We start from the raw sequence: 22,522 nt of genomic DNA on the forward strand, positions 1-22,522 counted from the left end.
AATGTGAAGCCGCCCCGGCCGCCGCCCCCTCATCTCCCTCTGGAGGTCCCTGCCCGATGGCCCAGTCGGTGGGTATCAAGGACGTCGCCCGCGTCGCCGGAGTCTCCGTCGGCACGGTCTCGAACGTGATCAACCGCCCGGACACGGTCGCGACCGAGACCCGGGCCCGCGTGCTGTCCGCGATAGACCGGCTCGGCTACGTCCGCAGCGAGTCCGCACGCCAGCTGCGCGCGGGCCGCAGCCGCATCATGGGGCTGCTCGTCCTCGACATGGGCAACCCCTTCTTCGTCGACGTGGCGCGCGGCGCCGAGCGCGCCGCCCGCCGGGCCGGACTCGGCGTGATGGTCTGCAACAGCGCCCAGACCCCGGGCGAGGAGGCCGAGTATTTGTCGCTCTTCGCCGAGCAGCGGGTACGCGGCGTGCTGCTCACCCCCGCCGACGCGACCGGCCGCAACATCGAGGCGTTCCGCCGGCACGGCATCCCGTTCGTCCTGGTCGACCGGGTCGCCGAGGGCACCACCGAGTGCTCGGTCTCCGTCGACGACGTGGCGGGCGGCGCCCTCGCGGTACGCCACCTCGTCGACGCCGGGCACCGCTCCCTCGCCTACGTCAGCGGCCCGCCCGGCCTGATCCAGGTACGCGACCGCCGTATCGGCGCCCTCGAAGCGCTCGCCGAGGCCGGGCTCGGCCCCGACGCGCTGCGCGAGCTGCCCACCGAGCGGCTGGACGTCGCCGCCGGCCGTGACGCCGGGGCCCGGCTGCTCGGCCTCGCCGACCGGCCCACCGCCGTGTTCTGCGCCAACGACCTGCTCGCCCTCGGCGTCCTGCAGGCCATGTACGCGGCCGGTGTCGGCGTCCCCGACGACCTCGCCATCGTCGGCTACGACGACATCGAGTTCGCCGCCGCGGCGGCCGTCCCGCTCACCTCGGTGCGGCAGCCCGCCGTCACCATGGGCGCCATGGCCGCCGACCTGCTCCTGGAGGAGACGGAGGAGGAGGGCGCGGCCCGGCCGCACGAGCACCGCAGGGTCGTCCTCCAGCCCGAGCTGGTGGTCCGCCGCTCCAGTCTGTCCGCGCGCTGAGCCTGAACGGCCGTTCAGCAAGGTTTCATGATCGAAGGGCTCACCCGCGGGCGATTGCTGTGATGAACTGGGACGCGGTCCGAAAATCCGCCCGTCCCGGGAGCCCTGTTGACCATCAGCTACCGCCAGCCCGGAGTCCTCCTCACCGACCGCCGTTTCACCGTCCCCCTCGACCACGGCCGCCCCGAGGGCGAGACGATCGAGCTGTACGCCCGCGAGGTCGTCGCGAGCGACAAGACGCACCAGGACCTCCCGTGGCTGCTCTACCTCCAGGGCGGTCCCGGCTTCGGCGCGGACCGGTCCGTCGGCCGGCCGGGCTGGCTCGGCAGGGCCCTGAAGGAGTACCGCGTCCTGCTCCTCGACCAGCGCGGCACCGGCCACAGCACACCCGCCAACCGCCAGACCCTCCCCCTGCGCGGCGGCCCCGCCGAGCAGGCCGGCTACCTCACGCACTTCCGCGCCGACTCGATCGTCCGCGACTGCGAGGCCATCCGCGCCGAGGTCACCGGCGGCGCCCCCTGGACCGTCCTCGGCCAGAGCTTCGGCGGCTTCTGCGCGACCAGCTACCTCTCCCTCGCCCCCGAGGGCCTGGCCGCCGCCGTCATCACCGGCGGGCTGCCCACCCTCGACGCGCACGCCGACGACGTCTACCGGGCCGCCTTCCCGCGCATCGAACGCAAGGTCACCGCCCACTACGCCCGCTACCCGCAGGACGCCGAACGCGCCCGCCGCATCGCCGACCACCTCCTGACGCACGACGTGGTCCTGCCGAACGGCTACCGGCTCACCGTCGAGGCCTTCCAGTCCCTCGGCATCGCCCTCGGTACCGGCGACGGCACCCACCGCCTGCACTACCTCCTCGAGAACGCCTTCGTCCGCACGCCGCAGGGCTTCACGCTCTCCGACGCGTTCCAGGAGCAGGTGCAGGCCATGCTGTCCTACGCCCGCCACCCGCTGTACGCGCTCGTCCACGAGTCGATCTACGGCCAGGACACCCGTCCCACGGCCTGGTCGGCCGAGCGGGTCCGCGCCGAGTTCCCGCAGTTCGACGCCGCCAAGGCCCTCGCGGGTGACGAGCCTCTGCTGTTCACCGGAGAATCGATTCACCCCTGGATGTTCGACTGCGACCCGGCCCTGCGCCCGCTGCGCGAGACCGCCGACCTGCTCGCCGCCCGCACCGACTGGACGCCCCTGTACGACCCGGCCCGCCTCGCCGCCAACACGGTGCCGGTCGTGGCGGCCGTCTACCACGACGACATGTACGTCGACACGGCCCAGTCTCTGCGCACCGCCCGCACGATCCGGGGCCTGCGCACCTGGGTCACGGACGAGTTCGAGCACGACGGCATCCGTACCGGCGGCCCTCGCGTCCTCGACCGGCTGCTGGCGCTCGTGCGGGGCGAGGCGTGATGCCGTGCCGTACGCCCGTTGATGTCGGTGGCGCGGATTAGTCTGCGGACATGACGACCACTCAACTGCAGCCCATGCCCGGCGACTGGCGGCGTGCCCTCGCGGTCGTGGCACACCCGGACGACCTCGAGTACGGCTGCTCGGCGGCGATCGCGGCCTGGACCGACGAGGGCCGCGAGGTCGCCTACGTGCTCGCGACCCGGGGCGAGGCGGGCATCGACACGCTGGAGCCCGCGCGGTGCGGACCGCTGCGCGAGCGGGAGCAGCGGGCCGGCGCGGCGGTGGTCGGCGTCTCGGAGGTGGAGTTCCTCGACCACAGGGACGGTGTCATCGAGTACGGAACCGCCCTGCGCCGCGACATCGCCGCCGCGATCCGCCGGCACAAGCCCGAGCTGGTCATCACGCTCAACCACCGCGACACCTGGGGCGGCGTCGCCTGGAACACCCCGGACCACGTGGCCGTCGGCCGGGCCACGCTCGACGCGGCCGGCGACGCCGGCAACCGGTGGATCTTCCCCGAGCTCGTCGAACAGGGCCTCGACCCCTGGGACGGCGTGCGCTGGGTCGCCGTCGCGGGTTCCAGCACACCCACGCACGCCGTCGACGCGACGCCCGGCCTGGAGCGGGCGGTGCGCTCCCTGCTGGAACACCGCACGTACATCGAGGTGTTGACCAGTGAGGACCCGGAGACGTACGTGCGCGGTTTCTTGACGCAGCACGCCGAGAGGACGGGCGAGCGGTTCGGGGGCCGGCCGGCGGTGGCGTTCGAACTGTTCAGCAGATGATCAGCGGTTGACCGGCAGACGACGGGGGAGATCATGACAGGCAGCGAGGAACTGGCCGACCGGTTCGAGGAACACCGCGGTCACCTGAGGGCGGTGGCCTACCGCATGCTCGGATCCCTCTCCGAGGCGGAGGACGCGGTCCAGGAGGCCTGGCTGAAGCTCAGCCGCACCGCCGCCGACGACATCCAGAACCTCGGCGGCTGGCTCACCACGGTGACCGGCCGGGTCTGCCTGGACCTGTTGCGCTCGCGCGCCGCGCGCCGCGAGGAGCCGATGGGCGACACCCAGGACACCGTACGGACCTTCGTCCCGGACCCCGTGCTCCGGCCCCTGCCGCACCTCGACCCGGCTGAGGAGGCGCTCCAGTCCGACTCCGTGGGCCTGGCCCTGCTCGTCGTGCTGGAGAACCTGGCGCCGGACGAGCGGCTCGCGTTCGTGCTGCACGACATGTTCGCCGTGCCGTTCGACGACATCGCGCCGATCGTGGAGCGCAGCCCGGCCGCGACCCGGCAGCTGGCGAGCCGCGCCCGGCGCCGGGTGCGCGGCGCCACCCCGTCGGCCGAGCCGGACCTCGGCCGGCAGAGGCAGGTGCTCGACGCGTTCCTGGCCGCCTCGCGCGGCGGTGATTTCGAGGCGCTCCTCGGGCTGCTGCACCCGGACGTGGTGCTGCGGGCCGATTCCGGGGCGCTCGTGCGGGGCGCGGCCGCGTCCAAGGTCGTCCAGGGCGCGAAGGCAGTGGCGGAGCAGGCGCTCCTGTTCGCCCCGTACACGCGGTCCGCGGAGCTGGTGCTGGTCAACGGCTCGGTCGGGGTGGTCGACGCGTTGGGGGGCCGTGTCCGGTCGGTCATGGGCGTCACGATCGCCGACGGCCGGATCACCGGCATGTACATCCTGGCCGACCCCGAGCGGCTGGAGCGCGTGGAGGCGCCCGGGGTGACGAGGTGACGGGATCCGACCCGGGAGTCTTCGTTTCGTATGCTGAACGGCATGCGAGATCACCAGGCTGAGCAGGCGGAGCTGCGCGGCGACTGCGAGCGGTGCTTCGGGCTGTGCTGCGTCGCCCTGCCCTTCGCCGCCTCGGCCGACTTCGCGGTCGACAAGGCCGCCGGCACGCCCTGCCGCAACCTCCAGGAGGACCACCGCTGCGGCATCCACGCCAGGCTCCGGCAGAAAGGATTCACCGGCTGCACGGTCTACGACTGCTTCGGCGCCGGGCAGCAGGTCTCGCAGATCACCTTCGGCGGGCAGGACTGGCGGACCGGGCCGCCGGAGCGCGCCCGGCTCATGTTCGACGTGTTCCCGGTGGTCCGGCAGCTGCACGAGCTGCTGTGGTACCTGACCGAGGCGCTCGCCCTGCCGGCGGCCCGCCCCGTCCACACCGAGCTGCGCAAGGCCCTGGAGAAGACCGAGGAGCTGACCGGCGGGACCCCCGAGGAGCTCGCCGGGCTGGACGTGGCGGCGCACCGCCAGGAGGTCAACGTCCTGCTGCTGCGAACGAGCGAGCTGGCCAGGGCCGGCACCAAGGGCCGCAAGAAGGACCGCCGGGGTGCGGACCTCATGGGCGCCCGTCTCAAGGGCGCCGACCTGCGCGGTGCCGGCCTCCGCGGCGCCTACCTCATCGCCGCCGACCTGACCGGCGCCGATCTGAGGGGAGCCGACCTGATCGGTGCCGACCTGCGCGACGCCGACCTCACGGACGCCGACCTGACCGGGGCGTTCTTCCTCACCCAGCCGCAGCTGAACGCGGCCCGGGGGAGTGCCGGGACCCGGCTGCCGGGGTCAGTCACCCGTCCCGGGCACTGGACAGCGCAGGTCTGAGGCCGGCTCCCGCACCGCCGTGCGGCGCTCCGGATGCAGCCGCAGGCCCTCCGGCATCAGCGTCAGCCGTTCCGTCACGCGCAGCCGGTAGGCCGGGTCGGCCCGCAGCTCGTAGCGCCGCAGCAGCAGCCCGAGCACCAGCGTGGCCTCGTGCAACGCGAACTGGCGGCCGATGCACGCCCGCGCGCCCGTCCCGAACGGCTTGAAGGTGTGCGGCGGCCGGGGCCGTACGGCCTGCGCGTCGAAACGGTCGGGGTCGAACCGTTCGGCGTCCGCGCCCCACACCTCGGGGTCCCGGTGCAGCATCGGCGTCAGCACCAGCGCCCACGCCCCACGCCGCATGGGGTGCTCCCCGGCCAGCACCGTGTCCCGCCGGGCCTCCCGGGAGAACGCGGGCGCGGTGGGCCACAGCCGCAGCGACTCGTCCAGCACCCGGCGGAGGTAGCGCAGCCTGGCCACCTGCTCGTAGGCGGGTTCCTGCGTGTCTCCCCACACCCGGTCCACCTCGGCGCGGGCGCGGGCCGCGACCTCGGGGTGGCGGGCGAGGTAGTGCAGGGCGAAGGAGAGCGAGCCGGAGGTCGTCTCGTGTCCGGCGACGAGGAACGTGATGACCTGGCGGCGGACGTTCTGCGGCGCCAGCCGTTCGCCGGTGTCGGGGTGGGCCGTCTCCAGCATGCGGTCGAGCAGGTCCCCGTCGCCGCCGCCGGTGGCGCGCCGGGCCCGGACCAGTTCGTCGACCGTGTGGTTGAGGCAGTCGATGTCGGCCGCGTTGCGGCGGCTCGCGCTGCGCAGCAGCAGGGGAGCCAGCGGGAAGGGCACGGTGTTGAGCCGCTGCGCGTAGGTCAGGGTGCCCACCATCGCGGTCACGAAGGGATGCGGCCTGGAGCGCTCGAAGGAGCCGAAGTCGTGCCCGAAGCCGGTGCGCGCGATCGTCTCCAGCGTCAGCTTGGTCATGTCGCCGGGCACGTTCACCGCCCGGCCCGTCGCCGCCGCCCGGTCCCAGTGCTCCGTCAGCCGCTGGGCGACGGACAGCATCATCGGGTGGTAGGCGGCCATGGCGTCGCGGCTGAACCCCGGCGCGAGCACATCGTGAGCCAGCTGCCAGTTCGGCTCGTGGTTGTACGCCGTGAACAGGCCGTCCCCGGCGACCGGCCGCAGATTGGCCACGCCGAGCCCCACATGCTTGGCGAACCGCGACTCGTCCGCGAGGTCGGCCGCCTGCCGGGCACCCCACACGAACACGAACTCCTTGCCGAACGCCTTCCGCCGGAAGACCGGCCCCAGTTGGCGGGCGTAGCGCAGCGAGTCCTGCAGCGGAGTGCGCCGGTTCACGCCCAGCACGTCACCGAGCAACGGGATCCGGCGCGGCGGATGCGGAATGCGGTCCAGCTCCGGCCAGCCCAGCTCGGCACTCCGGAACCCCTTGGGCTCCCCGGTCCGTGTCGGCGCCTGGGTCATGACGCGATCTCCCTTGATCCGGCGGCGGGTTCGCACGTGTTGTACGTGGGTTCAATAGCGCGGTTCAGTCTGGTCCGGCTGTTGAACCGACGTCAAGTAAAGTGCGGGCATGGCCGCGAACCAGGGCGGGCGTACGCGCCGCCGGCTCAGCACCGAGGAGCGCCGGGAGCAGCTCCTGTCGGTCGGGGCGCGGCTGTTCTCGGAGAGTCCCTACGACGACGTGTGGATCGAGCAGGTCGCCGAGATCGCCGGGGTGTCGCGCGGGCTGCTGTACCACTACTTCCCGACCAAACGGGACTTCTTCGCGGCGGTCGTCGAGCGCGAGAGCGAGCGCATGCTGCGCATGACGGCGGCGGTGCCCGGCCTCCCGGTCCGCGAGCAACTCGCCGCGGGGCTCGAGACGTTCCTGGAGTACGTCCAGGCGCACGCGCACGGCTACCGCGCCTTCCATCGCGCCGACGCGGCCGGGGACCAGGCGGTGCGGCGGGTCTATCAGCGGGCCCTGGCCGCGCAGGAGCGGCAGATCCTCGCCGCGCTCGCCGCGGACCCCGAATTCGGCCCGGCCTTCGAGGAGCGGCCGGAGGTCCGGCTGGCCGTGCGCGGCTGGCTGGCGTTCACCACGGCCGTCTGCCTGGAGTGGCTGCGCGGCACGGAGTTGGGCCGGGAACAGGTGCGCGAGCTGTGTGCGCGCGCCCTGCTGGGCGTCCTCACGCCCTGAAAGGTCCCGCAAAGATCACGTGACGTGGTTGGCGTGCACCCCGATCTTCGGTAGGTTAGGTGAGGCTTACCTAAGGAGGTCTGGGATGGGTGACGACAGCCACAGCTGGACGGCGGCTCCCGCCGCGGCGGAGCGGGCGCGCTCGGTGCTCGCCGCCGCGTGGTCCTGCTCCGTGACCGCGGAGGGCACACGGGAGGAACTGGTCGGCGCGCACACCGTGGGCGAGGACGGCCGGGTGCTCGTCGACGTGCCCGAGGACAGCGCCCTGCTCGCGGCCGCGATCTGCGCGCCCCGCGGCGAGCCGTCCGCGGTGCTGGAGTTCGCCGACGTCGCGCCCGTCCCGGTCCGCAACCGGATCCGCGCCCGGCTGTGGCTCGCCGGCTGGTTCGCCGTCGAGGGGGAGCGGCTCGCCTTCACCCCCACGCGCGTCGTGCTGCGGCAGCCGTCCGGCTCCGTGGTCGTGGACCTCGACGAGTTCGCCACCGCCGCGCCCGACCCGCTCACCACGGCCGAGGCCCGGCTGCTGACCCACCTGGCCGACTGCCACGCCGACGCCGTCGAACGGCTCACCCGGCTCGTCGACTCCGACAGCCTGCACGGCGCGGTCCGCGTCCAGCCGCTCGCCGTCGACCGGCACGGACTGACGCTGCGCATCGAACGCGCCCGCACCCACGGCGACGTCCGCCTCGCGTTCCACGCGCCCGCCGACGACGTCGCGCAGCTCACCGAGCGCATGCACATCCTGCTCAGCCAGGCCACCGCCGCGGCGTGCCCGCGGGCCCTACAGCGGCAGCGCACAGACGGCGACGGGTGAGGGGAACGATTCGCCTGCGCGCCGCAGTCCGCCGTCGGCCTCGTCCACGTGGAAGACGGTGACGGTGGAGGACTTCTGGTTCGCCGCGAAGAGCAGCGTGCCCTCCGGTGAGAAGGCGATCTGCCGGGGGAAGTCCCCGCCCACCGGCACCGTGTCGAGCAGCCTGAGCCGGGCGCCGTCCGCCTCGACGGCGTAGCGGGTGAGGCTGTTGTGGCCGCGGTTGGCGAGATAGGCGAAGCGGCCGTCGGCGGTCACCAGGATCTGCGCCGGGTAGCTCGTGCCCGGACCCGTGCCGGTGGACTGCGCCTCGCCGACGGTCACACGGCCGGAGGCCGGGTCGTACGAGCAGACCGCCACCGTGTTGTCGACCTCGTTGGCGAGGTAGGCGTACCGGCCGCCCGGGTGGAAGGTGAGATGGCGCGGGCCCGCGCCCGGCCGGGTCTGCGCCTGCGCGACCTCGGAGAGCGTGCCCGCCTTCTCGTCCAGCCGGTACGTGTAGACGGTGTCCGTGCCCAGATCGACGGCGAGCACATGGCCCCCGTCCGGGCTCGTGACGAACTGGTGGGCATGCGGGCCCTCCTGGCCGGGGCCGGGCGGGGGACCGGAGTGCCGGACGAGGTCGGTGCGCTCGCCGAGGGCGCCCGAGGCGTCGATCGGATGCACGGCCACGCTGCCCGAGCCGTAGTTCGCGCTGAGCAGCCAACGCCCGCTCGGGTGCACCGACAGATGGCAGGGGCCCGCGCCGCCGGTGCTCCGGCTGCCCAGCTCCTTCCGGTCGGCCAGGCGCACGGCGGTCACCGCGCCGTCCTCGCGCTCGTCCACCGCGTACAGGGTGCGGCGGTCCGGGTGGATCGCGAGATACGACGGGTCGCCGACGCCGGTGACCGTGCCGGTGCCGGTGATCCGGCCCGTCGCCGTGTCGTACGTGGCCAGACCGATGCCCTTGCCGCCGCCCTCGACGGACGTGTAGGTGCCGAGGTAGAGCGGGCGGGGCCCGGAGGGGCGCCGGGCCTCGCGCGACGGACCCGCACTCGCCTCGGGCGCCGTGGTCGGAGTCGTCGCGGGCGCGGGCGCGTCGTCGCAGGACGGCAGCGCCGCCGCGGCGGCCCCGCCCGCCAGTGCGCCGACGAACCGGCGCCTGCTCCAGCCACCACTGTCCATGTCGCCCCTCAGGTCGTCACTCGTCCCCGTCGTGACAGCCACCTTGGCGTTTCCCGGCCTCTGGGTGCAACAACGGCAGCGGGTGTCGCGCGCGACGCGACGCGCCCCGGGCCGGCTACCAGTCGCCGTCCCCGACCGGCTTGCCCGGTGCGTCCTTGAGCTGCTGTGTCTGCCCGGGCACCGGCGGCTGCCAGGGCTCGTGGTCGTCACCGAGCCAGTCGCCGACCGGCTTCACGGACGCGAGCGTGTCCGTGGGGGCCAGGTCCTGCGCCTCCTCGTCGTAGTAGTCGAACCAGGGCAGGCCCGCGCGGGTGTACGCCGCCCGGTCCACCGGCGACGGCGGTGCGGCCTCGCCGGTGATGCGGCGCCACTCCGGCGGCGTCACCAGGTGCACGAAGACCCGGCCCGCCGCCTGCCCCGACCAGTCCGTCAGCGGCCGGTCGTCCTGGTAGACCTCCTGCCGCATGGAGCCGCCGACGCCCAGGCCCATCGCGGCGGCCGCGCGGGGCGGGCTCGCAGGAGCGCCCGCAGCGGCCGGTGCCGGAGCCGACCCGGGGGCGGGCGGGGGAGAGCCGGGCGCGGGCGGTGCCGCGAAGGGCATCGGGGCGCCGAAGCCACCGGACGCGGGCGGGGCCGACAAGGGCATCGCGGCGCCGAAACCGCCTCCCGCGGCGGCGGGAAGACCGCCCGGCATCGCGGCGCCGTAACCACTCGGCGGGGCCATCGACCGCGCCTGCTCCGCCCGCTGCCGCTCCTCCTCACGCCAGCGCGCCAGCTCCCGGTCGTTCAGCGCGAAGGACTGCAGCTGTACGCCGCCCCACACCTCCTCGCCCGTGACCTGCCCCTCGACGGTGGCGCCCAAGCCGAGCGGGACGGCCACGAACTGCCGGACCGTGCCCGTGCCGGAGTTGATGCCGTCCAGCCAGGGCTGGCGGGGGAGCACCACGTAGTTCTGCGGGCCGCGTGCCAGGCGGCCGCTCCAGGGCCGGCCCGAGACCGCGCACACCTTGCCGACGCCGACCTGGAGCGCGGCCGGCTCCGAGGTGCCCGCGAAGCTCAGCCACATCGCCTCGCGCAGATAGACCGGCAGCATCACACCGCCGCGCGCCCGCCACTCCTCGGGAACCCTGTCCCCGTAGTCGGCGACCCGCCGCACCGGGAACTCACCGAGGCCCGGCGGCAGCGGATGGGTGCCGGTCTCCGGCAGGCGCAGGGTGCGGATGAAGCGCACGGCCACCCCGCCCGGCAGCCGCAGTGTGTTCCCGTCGATCCGCACGGTCGTGTCGGCCATCGGCCCGCTCCTCGCGTCAGGTGCCGGCCCCCTGCCGGCGCTCCCTCAGGGAGAACGCCCGTCGAACCCGGCGCGGTTCCGCCACATCTGCTCCGTGACGCCCAGCCGCTCCCGCAGCCGCGTCAGCCGCGGCATCCGGGCGCGCTGCTCGCGTGACACGCGGTCCAGTTCCTCGAACAGGCGCCGGGTGCGGTGCTCGGTGTCGAGTTCGTCGAGGATGCGGTCGACCTCCGTGAGGACCGCTCCCGGAAGCTGCCAGTGCCCCGGGTCGCGCTCGGCCTCCTCGCGCAGCAGCAGCGCCAGCTTGTCGCGGGTGCCCGCCGCGGTGCGCAGTTCCGCGGCGAGGCGTTCCTCCGCCGACTCGGCGCTGGCGCTGAGGTGGGTGGTGACCAGTACGGCGAAGCTCACCACGGCGTCGGCGATCTCGGACAGCAGCTGCTCCAGGGCGGCGCCCGTCTCGGCCTCGAACAGCGGCTCGGGTTCGCGTTTCTTCGCGAGGTCGGTGAGGGAGCGGGCGAGCACGCGCAGGACGACCGTGCAGATCTCCAGCGTGTCCAGGCCCGTGCGCATCACGACCCGGTGCAGCACGCTGTCCTGCACGCGCGGGTTGAGCCGCAGACTGTCCTCGGCCTGCCGCAGGGCCGCGTCCACCTCGACGATGTCGTGGTCCAGCCGACGCGCCTCGTGCAGCTGCTTCTCCGCGCGGTCCACGGGCGTGCCGCCCGCGGCCGCCTCGCCCATGCGCAGCATCAGCTGCCGCAGCCGGCGCGCCAGACCGTCGATCGACTGGCCCGCCTCCTCCACCCACACCGGCGGAGACAGCAGCAGATTGCAGGCGAGCCCGACGGACGCGCCGATCAGGGTCTCCACCACCCGGGCCCAGGCGGTGTCCCCGACGGTGGTGACGCCGAGGACGAGCATCGCGCTGATCGCGACCTCGGGGACGTACTCCTCCACCCGGACCAGCCGTCCCACCGCCAGTGAGGCCACCAGCAGCAGCGCCAGGCTCCACCAGGTCAGGCCCACCAGCAGGCTGAACGCGATGGCGACCAGGACGCCGGTCACCACGGCGTTAACCCGGCGGAAGCCGTTGGTGAGCGTGGCGTACAGCGTCACCTGGACGACCAGCAGCGCCGTCAGGGGAGCGGTGAGGGGCGCCGGCTCGGGGCTCAGGCGCAGCGCGATGACGTACGCGATCGTCGCCGCGGTCGCGGACCGCAGCGTCTGGACGACCACGGGATCACGACGTTTCCTCACGATCCGCTCGGCGTGCGCCGTCCACTCACGTACCTCTCGCATCCTCGGGCTGTTCCCCTTCCCCGGGCGTGTCGAACGCGTCCATGAAGGACGTTAGTGCCGGGGGAAACAGCGGGCGACCGAGGGCGGTCAGGCGTAGACCTTGTCGAGGAAGGCGGCCAGGCGCACCGTGGTCCGCTCGATCTGCTCCTCCAGGGTGAGGCTCTCCTCGAACCGGGACCCGGCCTCCGGCGTCTTCTTCCCGCGCAGGTACAGGGAACAGGCGAGGTCGGTGCACATGTAGGCCCCGACGGAGTTGCCCTCGCGCCCGGCCGCCCCCGCCTTCCGCGCGGTCATCAGCGAGACCCCGCCCCGCGGGTGCGTCGTCAGGCACAGCGAACACATGCTGCGGTGCAGGAACCCGCGCTGCGCGGCCTGGAACCGCATCGCCAAGCCGACGAGCCGCCCCGCCCGCTCGGTCACCAGATAGCTCCGGTCCGGCGCCCCGGGATCTCGCCACCCGAGAAAGTCGAGATCGTCCCAGGGCCGCTCGCCGAGGTCCCGGGGCACGGCCAGACGCTTGGCCTCGCCCTTCGAGCAGTTGACAAAGGAGTTGCGGATGTCGTGCTCGGTGAGTGATCTCATGGGAGGGCTCCTGGTTGTCGTCTCGAAACCTAGGGGTCCTAGGTTTCCGGTTCAGGTTAGACATCGACGACGAGGGAGAGCCAGTGGATTTCCGAGAGGCCGTCTCTTCGCGTGCCCGGACGGCGCTGCGCCATGTGGCGGCGCGCTCGGCGGGACCCGCCATCGACCCGCGCCTGCACATCACGCTGAACTTCCATCCGGATCGCATGGCGCGCGATCGGCCGATCCTCACGGCGCTGGCCCGCGACGGCGCCTACCACTCGCAGTTCGTCACCGGCACCGGGAACGGCGGCCTCACCGCCCACCCCGGAGGCGACCGGTGGCGATGGGAGAGCCGGATCTTCGGCGGAGCCTACGACGCGGCGGCCGGGCACGAGAGGCCCGTGTACGGCGCCCTGAACTTCCGGCGGCAAGTGGTCGGCGCGGCACCCCGTTTCGGCTCCTCGCACTTCCGGCTGCGGCCCGCGGTACTGGCCCGCGCCACCTTCTGCTACCCCGACAGCGCCGCCGAGCCGGCCGACTTCGGCGTCGCGGCGAGGATGCCGCTGATCGCGTCGGCCGAGGCGGACGAGCAGGACGCCCTGAACGACTACGTCGAGGCCCATGTGCACGGCGGCGTCGACCTCGCCCGGGACGTGGAGGCGCTCGTGCTGGACGCCTGCTACCGCGGCACGCCCGTCGAGGCGGCGGCCCGGTCGCTGCCCTGCGCCGTCGAGTGGCACCCCGGCTACCGGCTCTCCGTGGCCGGGCTGCGGCACCACGCGTCCTACCGTGGCCCCGAGTACGCCGAGCTGGGCGCCCGGATCGCACGGGACGGCCTGGTCGACCCCCGGGCCATCGGCGATGCCGTCCGCACCCGCCGCTACGAACCGCAGGACCTCAAGATGGTCTGGCACACCCTCGCCCGCTTCGGCGCCCCGGAGGGGGCGGGCACGGCCTACTCGGGGTCCGAGGCCTCCGGCGGCCACACCCCGGGGGTCAGCACCCCCAGCGCATAGGCCCGGGCCACCAGTGCCGTGCGGTTGGACGCGCCCCAGCGGGACGACAGGCGGCGCAGGTGGTAGGTCACACCGTCCGTGGTGAGGGCCGTTTCGCGGGCCACCCGGGCCGTGGTGGCGCCGGCGGCCAGAAGCGCCAGGACGCGGGCCTCCATCGGTGTGACCCGCGCCGGTTCGGCGGGTGCGGCGGGGGAGGGGGCGCGTTCGGCGTCCACCCGGAGCATCACCAGCAGGGCCGGGGTGTCCTCCGCCGAGTCGCTGACCGGATCCGCCGTCAGCTCGCCGCAGCGCTCCACGCCGCCGGGAGCCTGCCAGCGCACCGACACCTGGTAGCGCGAGCGGTGGCGCAGGCGCAGGGCCTCGGCGATGCGCTCCACCTGCGTGGCCTCCCGCGGGCTGAACAGGTCCAGCACATCGCGGCCGCGGAGCTGCCCCGGCGTCGAACCGCACTCCGCGGCCATCGCCGGATTGGCCAGCAGCACCGCCCCGTACACGTCGCACACCGCGACCGGCATCGCGACCCGGTCGAACAGGAGCAGGGCGCGGTTGCGCCACGTCACGGCCTCCTGCCGGGCCAGGTCCACGAGCCTCTCCTGCCACGCCGGGCCGCTCTCGCGCAAGAGCGGCGCATCTGCTTGCACTACACAATCATGTAGGGCCACGGCACGGCCTCCCGGGCCCGGTGGATCACGCTGGAGCGCAGTACTTCCGTACCGCGAAAGGCAGTTGCCGCGTCATGCCCCCCACCGGACAGACTCCCCTGACCGCCGACGCCCTCCCCGGCGTCCCCGTCGCCGACATCTCCGCCACCGGCCCCGGCGGTGCGCCCATCCAGCAGGCCATGGACCTGATGCGCGAGCACGGGCCCGCGTTCGTGCGGCGACTGTACGGGCGGGACACCCTGTTCGTGGGCGACCTGGACCTCGTGGCCGACCTCGCGGACGAGCAGCGGTTCGCCAAGCACATCGGGCCCGGCCTGGAGAACGTCCGGGAGTTCGCCGCCGACGGCCTCTTCACGGCGTACAACGACGAGCCCAACTGGGCGAAGGCGCACGACATCCTCATGCCCGCCTTCGCGCTGGGCTCGATGCGCACCTACCACCCCGTGATGCTGCAGGTGGCCCGCCGGCTCATCGAGTCCTGGGACCGCGACGCCCGCGCCGGACAGCCGGTGAAGGTGCCCGACGACATGACCCGCATGACGCTCGACACCATCGGACTCGCCGGTTTCGGCTACGACTTCGGCTCCTTCGAGCGGGCCGAGCCGCACCCCTTCGTCGAGTCGATGGTCCGCTGCCTGGAGTGGAGCATGACCCGCCTGGCGCGCGTTCCGGGGAGGGACTGCTCGGCGCAGGACGCGGCCTTCCGGGACGACTCCGCCTACCTGGCCGGGGTCGTCGACGACGTCATCGCCGCGCGCACCGGCACCGACCAGAGCGACTCCGACGACCTCCTGGGCCTGATGCTCACCGCCCAGCACCCGGCCGACGGCACCACACTCGACACCGCCAACATCCGCAACCAGGTCATCACGTTCCTGATCGCCGGCCACGAGACCACCTCCGGCGCCATGTCGTTCGCGCTGTACTACCTCGCCAAGCACCCCACCGCGCTGAAGCTGGTGCAGCGCGAGGTCGACGAGCTGTGGGGCGGCCAGGCCGACCCCGAGCCGACGTACGACGAGGTCGGCAAGCTGACCTACACCCGACAGGTCCTCAACGAGGCCCTCCGGCTCTGGCCCACGGCCGCCGTCTTCTCCCGGCAGGCCCGCGAGGACACCCTGCTCGGCGGCCGCATCCCGCTGCGCGCCGGGCAGTCCGCCCTGGTCCTCACACCGATGCTGCACCGGCAGCCCGTGTGGGGCGACAACCCCGAGCTTTTCGACCCCTCCCGCTTCACGCCCGAGGCGGAGGCGGAGCGCCCGGTGCACGCTTTCAAGCCGTTCGGCACCGGCGAGCGCGCCTGCATCGGGCGCCAGTTCGCGCTGCACGAGGCGACCATGCTGCTGGCCATGCTCGTCCACCGCTACCGGCTGCGCGACCACGCCGACTACCGGCTGACGGTCAAGGAGACCCTCACCCTCAAGCCGGAGGGCTTCACCCTCGCGCTGGCGCCGCGCACCTCCGCCGACCGGGTCCACACGCCGCTGTCCGGAGCCGCCCCGGCCCGGGACACCGAGTCGGCCGAGCCGCAGGGCCTGCCCGCCCGCGTCCGCCCCGGCACCACCGCCCTCTTCCTGCACGGCAGCAACTACGGCACCTGCCGTGACTTCGCGGCCCGGCTCGCCGACGAGGCCGCCGCGATCGGCTGCGACACCGAGGTGGCACCGCTCGACGCCCACGCGGGCGGCCTGCCCACCGACCGGCCCGTCGTCATCACCGCCGCCTCCTACAACGGCCGCCCCACCGACGACGCCACCGCCTTCGCCGCCCGGCTGGAGGAGACCCACGACCTGTCCGGCGTGACGTACGCCGTCCTCGGCGTCGGTGACCGCAACTGGGCCGCCACCTACCAGCACGTCCCCACCCGCATCGACGAGCGGCTCGCCGCGTCCGGCGCCGGCCGGCTGCTGGAGCGTGCCGCCGCCGACGCCTCCGGCGATCTCACCGGCACCGTCCGCACCTTCACCGCGGCCCTGCGCACCGCCCTGCTGGAGCGCTACGGCGACCCGGACGCCACGACGCCGGACCCCGAGCCGGCCGGCGCCTACGAGGTCCGCACCCTGACCGGCGGCCCGCTGGACGCCCTCGCCGAACGGCACGAACTCGTCCCCATGCGTGTCACCGAGGCCCGCGACCTCACCGCGCCCGGCCACCCGCGCCGCAAGCGGTTCCTCCGCGTGGCCCTCCCGGACGGCGTCACCTACCGCACGGCCGACCACCTCACCGTGCTGCCCGCGGGCGCCCCCGGCCTCGTCGCCCGAGCCGCCACCGCGCTCGGCGCCGACCTCGACACCGTCCTGGACATCCGCGCCACCCGCCCCCGCCGCGACGGCATCGCCGTGGACCGGCCCGTGACGGTACGGCAGCTCCTCACTCACCACGTGGAGCTGCAGGAGCGCCCGAGCGCCGGGCAGCTGGCCGCGCTCGCCGCCGCCAACCCGTGCCCGCCGGAGCGCATGGCCCTGGCCGCTCTCACCGACGACCCGCGCACCCTCGTGGAGATCCTGGAAGACCACCCGGCCCTGCGCGGCGTCCTGGACTGGCCGCGGCTCCTCGACCTCCTCACCCCGCTGCGCCCGCGCCACTACTCCGTCTCCTCCTCGCCCGCCGTCGATCCCGGCCACGTGGAGCTGATGGTCTCGCTGCTGGAGGCACCCGCCCGCTCCGGCAGGGGCGTCTATCGCGGCACCGGCTCCGGCCACCTCACCACCGTCGAGCCCGGCGACACGGTCTACGCGCGCGTGCAGCCGTGCCGGGAGGCCTTCCGCATCGACGTCACCGGCGACGCCGCACCGGTGGTCATGGTCGCGGCGGGCACCGGCCTCGCCCCCTTCCGGGGCACCATCGCCGACCGCACCGCGGCCCTCGCGGCCGGCAAGCCACTCGCCCCGGCCCTCTGCTACTTCGGCTGCGACGCCCCCGACGCGGACTTCCTGCACGCCGAGGAACTGCGCGCCGCCGAAAGGGCCGGCGCCGTCTCCCTGCGCCCCGCCTTCAGCGAGACCCCCGAGGGCGAGGTGCGGTTCGTGCAGCACCGGATCGCCGCCGAGGCCGCGGAGGTCTGGGCCCTGCTCGAGGCCGGAGCGCGGGTGTACGTCTGCGGAGACGGTTCCCGAATGGCGCCCGGAGTGCGGGAGGCGTTCCGTACGCTGTTCCGCAAGCACGCGCGGCCCGTCGACGCCGCGGACGAGACCGCCGCGGAGCAGTGGCTCGACGGGCTGATCGCCGACGGGCGGTACGTCGAGGACGTGTACGCGGCCGGCTGACCGAAGCGGCAGGGGGAGGGGTGGGCACACGGTGGTGGACTCCTGGGAACGGGCCCGGCACATCCTGGAGGCGGCGGGCCTGGACCCCGGCCGCCTCGCCCACCTCACCCCGCTGACCGGCGGCACGTACAACACCGTCGAGGAACTCCGCCTCACCGACGGCAGCCGCTACGTGCTGAAGATCCCGCCCGCCGCGGCCGTCCCCGGACTGCGGCACGAGAGGCGGCTGCTCGTCTCCGAGGCCGAGTTCTACCGCTCGGCCGCCCGCGTCGGGGTGACCGCGCCGCGGCAGGTGTCCGCGGGGGACGACTTCCTGCTGATGACGGCCGTCCCGGGCGACCCCTGGGACGGCACGCTCACCGACACGGAACAGACCGCCCTGCGCACGGAACTGGGGCGCCAGGTGGCCCGCCTGCACGCCGTGACCGGGCCCGGCTACGGCTACCCCTCCGGCGCACTCGGGCCGCTCGCCCCCGACTGGCGGACCGCGTTCACGGCGATGGTCGACGCCGTCCTCGACGACGCCCGGCGCTACCGGGCCCGGCTGCCCCGCCCCGTCGACGCGGTGGCCCGTACCGCCGCGTCCGCGTACGGCGCGCTCGACGAGGTCACCGCCCCGTGCCTCGTCCACTTCGACCTGTGGCGGGGCAACATCCTCGTCGACCGCTCAGGCGGCGAGGCCCGTATCGGCGGCCTCGTCGACGGGGAGCGCATGTTCTGGGGCGACCCCCTGGCCGACTTCGTCTCGCTGGCGCTGCTCGGCGACATCAGGACGGACGAGGACTTCCTGGCGGGCTACCGGGAGGCCGGCGGCCGGGCCTGCTTCGACGCCCCGGCCCGGCTGCGGCTCGCGCTGTACCGCTCCTACCTGTACCTGATCATGCTCACCGAGACGGTTCCCCGCGAGGCCGGCGAGGAGCAGCGGCGCTGGGTGCAGAAGACGGTCGCCCCGGAACTCGTCGCGGCCATGGACGAGATCGAGGAGGCTTCCCGGCCCTCCTGAGCGGGGCCCGGTTAGCTCACATCGTGAAATAAGGGGTGGAGGAAGGTCTGGCGGGAGCAGGGCGGCCGGGTCCCGGACGGCACCGACGAGGAGACCGCCCTCACCACGATGCTCGCCGCCGCCCACCCGCCCGAGGGCGGCACGGCCGACCCCGTCGCGCCGGCCGTCCTGGAGGAGACCGCCGAGCACCTCGGGGCGGGCCTGTCCGACCTGATCAACCTCTTCCAGCCCGAGCGCATCCTCATCGGCGGCTGGGCGGGCCTGGCGCTCGGCTCGCGCTTCCTGCCCGCCGTACGCCGCCACGCCATGTCGTACGCGCTGCGCCACCCGGCCGGGAAGGTCACCGTCGACCTCGGCCGGCTCGGGCCCGACGCTGTCACGGTCGGCGCCGCGATCCTGCCGCTCGCCGACTTCTTCGCACGCGGCGGACGACGCCCCGACCCGGCCCCGGAGTACCCGCTCCCCGCCTGGCACACGGCACTTCAGGAGCGGGCACCGCGCTGAGGTTTCGCGGATCACCGCGGAGGTACTCGCGTGGCGCCCGGACCACAGAAGGGAGCACGCCGTGACCGACCACCGCCTCGAAGGACCCGGCGAGAACGGTGAGCCCGTCCCGCGGGACATGCCGGACCAGCAGGCCGACGACGGCGAGGACCCGTGGGAGGTCGCCCCGCGCTTCACGGGCACCGGCGAGAACGCCGAGAACGAGAGCGACGACGAGACCGACGAGCCCGCCGGTGACGTCCCCGACACGGACGAAGCGGGGACGGGCCGACAGGGAGCACCGCGCTCGGGAACGGTTCACCCCGAGCACCCGGTGCCGGACGAGCCCTCCGCCTGAGGAGGGCATACCACCGAGGGCCGCAGCCGGCTGTGGGGGCCGGCTGCGGCCCTCGGGCATGTCCGGATCGCTTGAGGTTCGGCCCGAGTCATCCCACCTTGCGTCCCCGCATCGGCTCCGTGCGCGCCCCCGCGCCCTGCCGGATGCCCAGCAGGAACTCCTCCAGCACCTCGGGAGCCGTGTGCTCCGGCCGCCAGCCGAGCTCGACACGTGCCCGCGTGCAGTCCATCAGCGGCAGCCGCAGCACCGCGTCGAACAGGTGCGGGGAGGCGGGCAGCAGATGCAGGCCCCAGGCGGCGGCGATCGCCGACCGGACCGCGGTACGCGGCAGCCGCACCGGGCGTGCGTCGAACATCTCGCCCAGCAGCCGCGCGTCGATCGGCGGCTCGGCCGCGAGGTTGAAGGGGCCCCGGACATCGGAGCGCAGGGCCAGCCGGTACGCGTTCGCCGCGTCGTCCGTGTGCAGCGCCTGCACCCGCAGTCCCGGGATGTCGGGCAGGAACGGCAGCAGCTCCGGGCGGGCCGGCGGGCCGGGCAGGAAGCGGCCGCCGAAGATGCGGCGCTGCTCGCTCGCGGACTCCCTCCGGAACAGGAACGCGGGCCGCATCCGCACCACCCGCGTCCCGGGGTGGTCGCGTTCGAACGTGTCCAGCGCCCGCTCCAGATAGGCCTTCTCCCGGCAGTACGCGGCATCCGGCCAGCCGTGCGTCGGCCACGACTCGTCCACCGCCCCGTCCTTCGGGCCGGGCGAGTACGCGCCGACCGACGAGGCGTGCACCAGTACGGGCACGCCCGCCGCGGCCACCGCCTCGAAGACCCGCATGCTGCCGAGCACGTTGGTGCGCCAGGTGGCCGCCGGGTCGTGCGTCGGCTGGAACGCCCAGGCCAGATGGACCACCGCGTCGGCGTCCGTGAACCGCTCCACCAGGCCGGGCCGCTCGGAGGTCAGATCGACCGCGGCCCAGTCCGTCTTCGGCGGCGACCAGTCGGGGATCCGCCGGGCCAGGCCCAGCACGGAGGCGACCTCCGGATCCTCCGACAGCAGGCGCACCACGCTGGTGCCGACATTGCCGGTGGCACCCGTGACGACGACCCTCATGCCTGTTCCGCTGCTCACCTCGCGCTCCTCTCGGCCGCCTGGTTTCGCCAGAGGTGACCGAGTACCCGGGTGGCGCGGATTGCACGTGGGCAGAGAGAAGCCCCGGCCGGACGGGGGAATCACGGCCGGGGCGGCTCAGGGGCGGATCCTGTCCGGACCCACATCTTGTTCAACGGGCAACCACCTCTGGGTGTTCCGCGCCCGGAACCCCTGCCCGGTGAGGTGCGTCACTGCTCCCGGTCGCCCGCGACGGTCTCGGCCCAGAGGTTCTCCGCCTGGAGCAGCAGCGTGCCCAGGACCGCGGTAGGGGCGGCCCTCTCCCCGGCGTGCCGGCGCAGCCGGTCCTGCAACTCCTCGTGCAGGTCCCGCATCGCCTTCTCGGTCTCGTCGTCCGGCCGGGCGGTCACACCGCCGTCGAGCAGACTGTCGGCCTCGGCGCACAGGGCGTCCCCGATCAGCTCCAGCAGACGCGCGTACGAGTGCAGGACCGGGCCCCCGGGCGGGGCGGGCGTCCTGTTGTCGTCCACGGACACCGCCAGGGCCCGCGTCAGCGTGGTGACGTGCCCGGTGACCCGGCCGAGCCGCTCGTCCTCCTCCACCGGCGGCAGGGCGGCCCCGTGCGGTACGCGGTGCAGGGCGCGCAGCGGGCCGTAGGCCAGACGCAGGCTCTCCTGGCTCCACCGGCGTGCCGAACGCAGCCCTTTCAGGCGGTGGTCCAGCCGTGCCGAGGCACCGACCCAGCCGGAGGCGGTCTGTGCGTCCCACTCGCCCTCGCGCAGATCGCCTGCCACGGTGTACAGCACGTCCCCCGCCTCCCGGGCGAGCGCCGCCAGGTTCTCCCGTACGTCCCGCAGGTGGATCGGAGGCAGGACGAGCGCGTTGACGGCGACGCCGATGACCGCGCCGATCGCGGCCTGCCCCACCCGGTGACCGACGGCGGACAGGCTGACCATGCCGGAGGAGATGGTGAACAGGGCCGTGGTCGCCGCGTAGATGCCCTGGTCGCCGAAGCGGGGCCAGTTCGCGAGCAGCATCAGCACCGGTATGGACAGGGCGAGCGCGCCGGTGGTGTCGTCGGTGATCGCCTGCGCCGCCGAAGCCAGCAACGTGCCGACGCAGATCGCCCCGAACTGCCGCGCGCCCTGCACCAGCGAGCTGAAAACCGTGGCCTGCACCAGCACCAGCGCCACCCAGGGCGCCATCAGTGCCAGCGGGTCGCCCATCCAGACGCCGCCCACCAGCCAGGCGAGCACCGCCGCCCCGGCCGCCTTCAGCGACTGGACGACCAGGTCCCGCTCCCGCCCCGGCCCTCGCCACGCCGCCCGCACGGCGTCCCAGGCGGCCCGCCCTTCGCGCCGTACGGCATCCACCGGCCGTACGGAGCGCGTTCCCCGCTCAGGCTCGCGCATCTGCACCCGAGCCGTCGGAGCTCCTCGACCCCGCCCACCCGGGGCCGTCCCCATGTCCGAGCCCCTGTCCCTTCGCCCGCGGAAGGCTCCCGCCGCCCTCCGTACCGCACGCGGCCCACGCCTCCTGCGCTGCGGGTATCGCCGTGACCGTGGATGCACGTCGTCTCATGCCAGCGCACCGTCGCCGAGGGCGGACAGGAGGTGGGCGGGGTCGGCGTAGACCGCGTCCGCTCCGGACTCCTCCAGATCGGCGCGCGGGATGCCGCCGCACAGGACGCCCACACAGCGCACCCCGGCCCGGCTGCCCGCCTGCATGTCCCACACGGTGTCGCCGACGAACACCGCCCGCTCGGCCGGCACCCCGGCCAGCTCCAGGGCGTGCTCGACCGGCTCGGGTGCGGGCTTGCCCTCGTCGACGTCGTCGGCGCTGGCCGTGGCGGCGATGGCCTCGTCCGCGTCGATGGCCCGGCGCAGCGCGCTCAGCTCCGCGCCGCCCGCCGAGGTGGCCAGCACCACCGTCCAGCCGTCCCGGTGCAGCCGCCGCAGCAGCGCCCCTGCCTCCGGCAGTGCGGGCAGCCGGTCGAAGTACTGCCCGTACAGCGCCTTGTGACCGGCGCTGATGTCGGCGTCCTGGTCCGTGTCCCGGTCGTCGCCCAGCAGATGGGCGATCAGGTCGGTCGACGGCAGGCCCACGGCCCGGTGGACGGCGTGCATCGGCACCCGGTGGCCCGCCTGCCGGAAAGCCTCCCACCAGGTCACGACATGCAGATGATTGGTGTCGACCAGCGTGCCGTCGACATCGAACACGGCCGCGCGTTCCATAGGT

20 protein-coding genes and 1 pseudogene are annotated in these 22,522 nt (G+C 74.0%); 12 read left to right on the forward strand and 9 right to left on the reverse strand.

Features of this window, described 5'->3' with window-relative positions; all coding sequences use genetic code 11:
- Positions 1–56: 56 nt before the first annotated feature.
- The 5 genes from G3I77_RS09595 to G3I77_RS09615 all read left to right on the forward strand — a co-directional run bounded on the left by G3I77_RS09595 (position 57) and on the right by G3I77_RS09615 (position 5,095).
- Entirely contained in the window at positions 57–1,082 is a 1,026-nt protein-coding gene (locus G3I77_RS09595; RefSeq protein WP_248502196.1) for a LacI family DNA-binding transcriptional regulator, read from the forward strand.
- 108 nt (positions 1,083–1,190) lie between these two features.
- Positions 1,191–2,492 carry an alpha/beta fold hydrolase gene (locus tag G3I77_RS09600; RefSeq protein WP_248502197.1) on the forward strand — a complete coding sequence of 434 codons (1,302 nt, stop codon included), beginning with the start codon at positions 1,191–1,193 and terminating at the stop codon, positions 2,490–2,492.
- Between the two features lie 50 nt (positions 2,493–2,542).
- Positions 2,543–3,277, forward strand: coding sequence for a PIG-L deacetylase family protein (locus tag G3I77_RS09605; RefSeq protein ID WP_248502198.1), 735 nt, complete (start codon positions 2,543–2,545; stop codon positions 3,275–3,277).
- A gap of 33 nt (positions 3,278–3,310) precedes the next feature.
- On the forward strand, positions 3,311–4,222 hold the full coding sequence (sigJ, locus tag G3I77_RS09610) for an RNA polymerase sigma factor SigJ (RefSeq protein WP_248502199.1): 912 nt from the start codon (positions 3,311–3,313) through the stop codon (positions 4,220–4,222).
- Positions 4,223–4,252: 30 nt separating this feature from the next.
- Entirely contained in the window at positions 4,253–5,095 is an 843-nt protein-coding gene (locus tag G3I77_RS09615; RefSeq protein WP_374385374.1) for a pentapeptide repeat-containing protein, read from the forward strand.
- Here G3I77_RS09615 and G3I77_RS09620 read toward each other — a convergent pair.
- Positions 5,057–6,553 carry a cytochrome P450 gene (locus tag G3I77_RS09620; RefSeq protein ID WP_248502201.1) on the reverse strand — a complete coding sequence of 499 codons (1,497 nt, stop codon included), beginning with the start codon at positions 6,551–6,553 and terminating at the stop codon, positions 5,057–5,059. The two genes, G3I77_RS09615 and G3I77_RS09620, sit on opposite strands and share 39 nt — an antisense overlap.
- A 109-nt stretch (positions 6,554–6,662) precedes the next feature.
- Between G3I77_RS09620 and G3I77_RS09625 the strand changes: the two genes are divergently transcribed.
- Together G3I77_RS09625 and G3I77_RS09630 are read left to right on the forward strand one after the other, a co-directional pair.
- Positions 6,663–7,271: a TetR/AcrR family transcriptional regulator gene (locus G3I77_RS09625; protein WP_248502202.1), complete on the forward strand. Its 609-nt coding sequence runs from the start codon at positions 6,663–6,665 to the stop codon at positions 7,269–7,271.
- Positions 7,272–7,356: 85 nt separating this feature from the next.
- The gene (locus tag G3I77_RS09630; RefSeq protein WP_248502203.1) at positions 7,357–8,085 is read left to right on the forward strand and encodes a DUF2470 domain-containing protein; all 729 of its coding nucleotides are present in this window, start codon (positions 7,357–7,359) and stop codon (positions 8,083–8,085) included.
- Here the strand turns inward: G3I77_RS09630 and G3I77_RS09635 are convergent.
- From G3I77_RS09635 to G3I77_RS09650, 4 genes are all read right to left on the reverse strand, one after another.
- Positions 8,053–9,246 carry a lactonase family protein gene (locus G3I77_RS09635; protein WP_248502630.1) on the reverse strand — a complete coding sequence of 398 codons (1,194 nt, stop codon included), beginning with the start codon at positions 9,244–9,246 and terminating at the stop codon, positions 8,053–8,055. The genes G3I77_RS09630 and G3I77_RS09635 overlap by 33 nt on opposite strands.
- Positions 9,247–9,361: 115 nt before the next feature.
- Positions 9,362–10,537 (reverse strand): hypothetical protein, encoded by a 1,176-nt coding sequence (locus G3I77_RS09640; RefSeq protein ID WP_248502204.1) that lies wholly within the window; start codon positions 10,535–10,537, stop codon positions 9,362–9,364.
- 45 nt (positions 10,538–10,582) lie between these two features.
- Complete coding sequence (locus G3I77_RS09645; protein ID WP_248502205.1) at positions 10,583–11,836, reverse strand: FUSC family protein; 1,254 nt, start codon at positions 11,834–11,836, stop codon at positions 10,583–10,585.
- An 87-nt stretch (positions 11,837–11,923) separates the two neighbouring features.
- A complete protein-coding gene (locus G3I77_RS09650) occupies positions 11,924–12,418 on the reverse strand; it encodes an FBP domain-containing protein (protein ID WP_248502206.1) in 495 nt (164 codons plus the stop codon).
- A gap of 83 nt (positions 12,419–12,501) precedes the next feature.
- On the opposite strand from G3I77_RS09650, the gene G3I77_RS09655 reads away from it, so the two are divergent.
- On the forward strand, positions 12,502–13,416 hold the full coding sequence (locus G3I77_RS09655) for a DUF3626 domain-containing protein (RefSeq protein WP_248502207.1): 915 nt from the start codon (positions 12,502–12,504) through the stop codon (positions 13,414–13,416).
- On the opposite strand, the gene G3I77_RS09660 is transcribed toward G3I77_RS09655, so the two are convergent.
- Positions 13,356–14,000, reverse strand: a complete 645-nt coding sequence (locus G3I77_RS09660) for a PAS domain S-box protein (RefSeq protein ID WP_248502632.1) — start codon at positions 13,998–14,000, stop codon at positions 13,356–13,358. The two genes, G3I77_RS09655 and G3I77_RS09660, sit on opposite strands and share 61 nt — an antisense overlap.
- Before the next feature lie 152 nt (positions 14,001–14,152).
- Between G3I77_RS09660 and G3I77_RS09665 the strand changes: the two genes are divergently transcribed.
- The 4 genes and pseudogenes from G3I77_RS09665 (at position 14,153) to G3I77_RS09680 (ending at position 19,188) form a co-directional block, all read left to right on the forward strand.
- Complete coding sequence (locus G3I77_RS09665) at positions 14,153–17,344, forward strand: cytochrome P450 (protein WP_248502208.1); 3,192 nt, start codon at positions 14,153–14,155, stop codon at positions 17,342–17,344.
- Positions 17,345–17,375: 31 nt separating this feature from the next.
- On the forward strand, positions 17,376–18,347 hold the full coding sequence (locus G3I77_RS09670) for an aminoglycoside phosphotransferase family protein (protein ID WP_248502209.1): 972 nt from the start codon (positions 17,376–17,378) through the stop codon (positions 18,345–18,347).
- Positions 18,348–18,395: 48 nt separating this feature from the next.
- A pseudogene (locus G3I77_RS09675) lies at positions 18,396–18,851 on the forward strand (ROK family protein); the annotation flags it as partial.
- A gap of 61 nt (positions 18,852–18,912) precedes the next feature.
- Complete coding sequence (locus G3I77_RS09680) at positions 18,913–19,188, forward strand: hypothetical protein (protein WP_248502210.1); 276 nt, start codon at positions 18,913–18,915, stop codon at positions 19,186–19,188.
- An 88-nt stretch (positions 19,189–19,276) separates the two neighbouring features.
- Here the strand turns inward: G3I77_RS09680 and G3I77_RS09685 are convergent, their stop codons facing one another.
- The 3 genes from G3I77_RS09685 to G3I77_RS09695 form a co-directional block, all read right to left on the reverse strand.
- Complete coding sequence (locus tag G3I77_RS09685; protein ID WP_248502211.1) at positions 19,277–20,305, reverse strand: SDR family oxidoreductase; 1,029 nt, start codon at positions 20,303–20,305, stop codon at positions 19,277–19,279.
- 209 nt (positions 20,306–20,514) lie between these two features.
- Complete coding sequence (locus G3I77_RS09690) at positions 20,515–21,696, reverse strand: aromatic acid exporter family protein (RefSeq protein ID WP_248502212.1); 1,182 nt, start codon at positions 21,694–21,696, stop codon at positions 20,515–20,517.
- 165 nt (positions 21,697–21,861) lie between these two features.
- Entirely contained in the window at positions 21,862–22,518 is a 657-nt protein-coding gene (locus G3I77_RS09695; RefSeq protein ID WP_248502213.1) for an HAD family hydrolase, read from the reverse strand.
- Between the last annotated feature and the right edge of the window lie 4 nt (positions 22,519–22,522).

The organism is Streptomyces sp. D2-8 (genome assembly GCF_023184515.1).
Classification (GTDB): Bacteria; Actinomycetota; Actinomycetes; order Streptomycetales; family Streptomycetaceae; genus Streptomyces.

What these genes read in the sequence shown, in the direction of transcription:
- G3I77_RS09595 (WP_248502196.1), top strand. Translation starts at nt 57, where the DNA reads ATGGCCCAGTCGGTGGGTATCAAGGACGTCGCCCGCGTCGCCGGAGTC.
- G3I77_RS09665 (WP_248502208.1), top strand. Translation starts at nt 14,153, where the DNA reads ATGCCCCCCACCGGACAGACTCCCCTGACCGCCGACGCCCTCCCCGGC.
- G3I77_RS09625 (WP_248502202.1), top strand. Translation starts at nt 6,663, where the DNA reads ATGGCCGCGAACCAGGGCGGGCGTACGCGCCGCCGGCTCAGCACCGAG.
- G3I77_RS09630 (WP_248502203.1), top strand. Translation starts at nt 7,357, where the DNA reads ATGGGTGACGACAGCCACAGCTGGACGGCGGCTCCCGCCGCGGCGGAG.
- G3I77_RS09635 (WP_248502630.1), bottom strand. Translation starts at nt 9,246, where the DNA reads ATGGACAGTGGTGGCTGGAGCAGGCGCCGGTTCGTCGGCGCACTGGCG.
- sigJ (WP_248502199.1), top strand. Translation starts at nt 3,311, where the DNA reads ATGACAGGCAGCGAGGAACTGGCCGACCGGTTCGAGGAACACCGCGGT.
- G3I77_RS09690 (WP_248502212.1), bottom strand. Translation starts at nt 21,696, where the DNA reads ATGCGCGAGCCTGAGCGGGGAACGCGCTCCGTACGGCCGGTGGATGCC.
- G3I77_RS09605 (WP_248502198.1), top strand. Translation starts at nt 2,543, where the DNA reads ATGACGACCACTCAACTGCAGCCCATGCCCGGCGACTGGCGGCGTGCC.
- G3I77_RS09640 (WP_248502204.1), bottom strand. Translation starts at nt 10,537, where the DNA reads ATGGCCGACACGACCGTGCGGATCGACGGGAACACACTGCGGCTGCCG.
- G3I77_RS09620 (WP_248502201.1), bottom strand. Translation starts at nt 6,553, where the DNA reads ATGACCCAGGCGCCGACACGGACCGGGGAGCCCAAGGGGTTCCGGAGT.
- G3I77_RS09615 (WP_374385374.1), top strand. Translation starts at nt 4,253, where the DNA reads ATGCTGAACGGCATGCGAGATCACCAGGCTGAGCAGGCGGAGCTGCGC.
- G3I77_RS09695 (WP_248502213.1), bottom strand. Translation starts at nt 22,518, where the DNA reads ATGGAACGCGCGGCCGTGTTCGATGTCGACGGCACGCTGGTCGACACC.
- G3I77_RS09645 (WP_248502205.1), bottom strand. Translation starts at nt 11,836, where the DNA reads ATGCGAGAGGTACGTGAGTGGACGGCGCACGCCGAGCGGATCGTGAGG.
- G3I77_RS09650 (WP_248502206.1), bottom strand. Translation starts at nt 12,418, where the DNA reads ATGAGATCACTCACCGAGCACGACATCCGCAACTCCTTTGTCAACTGC.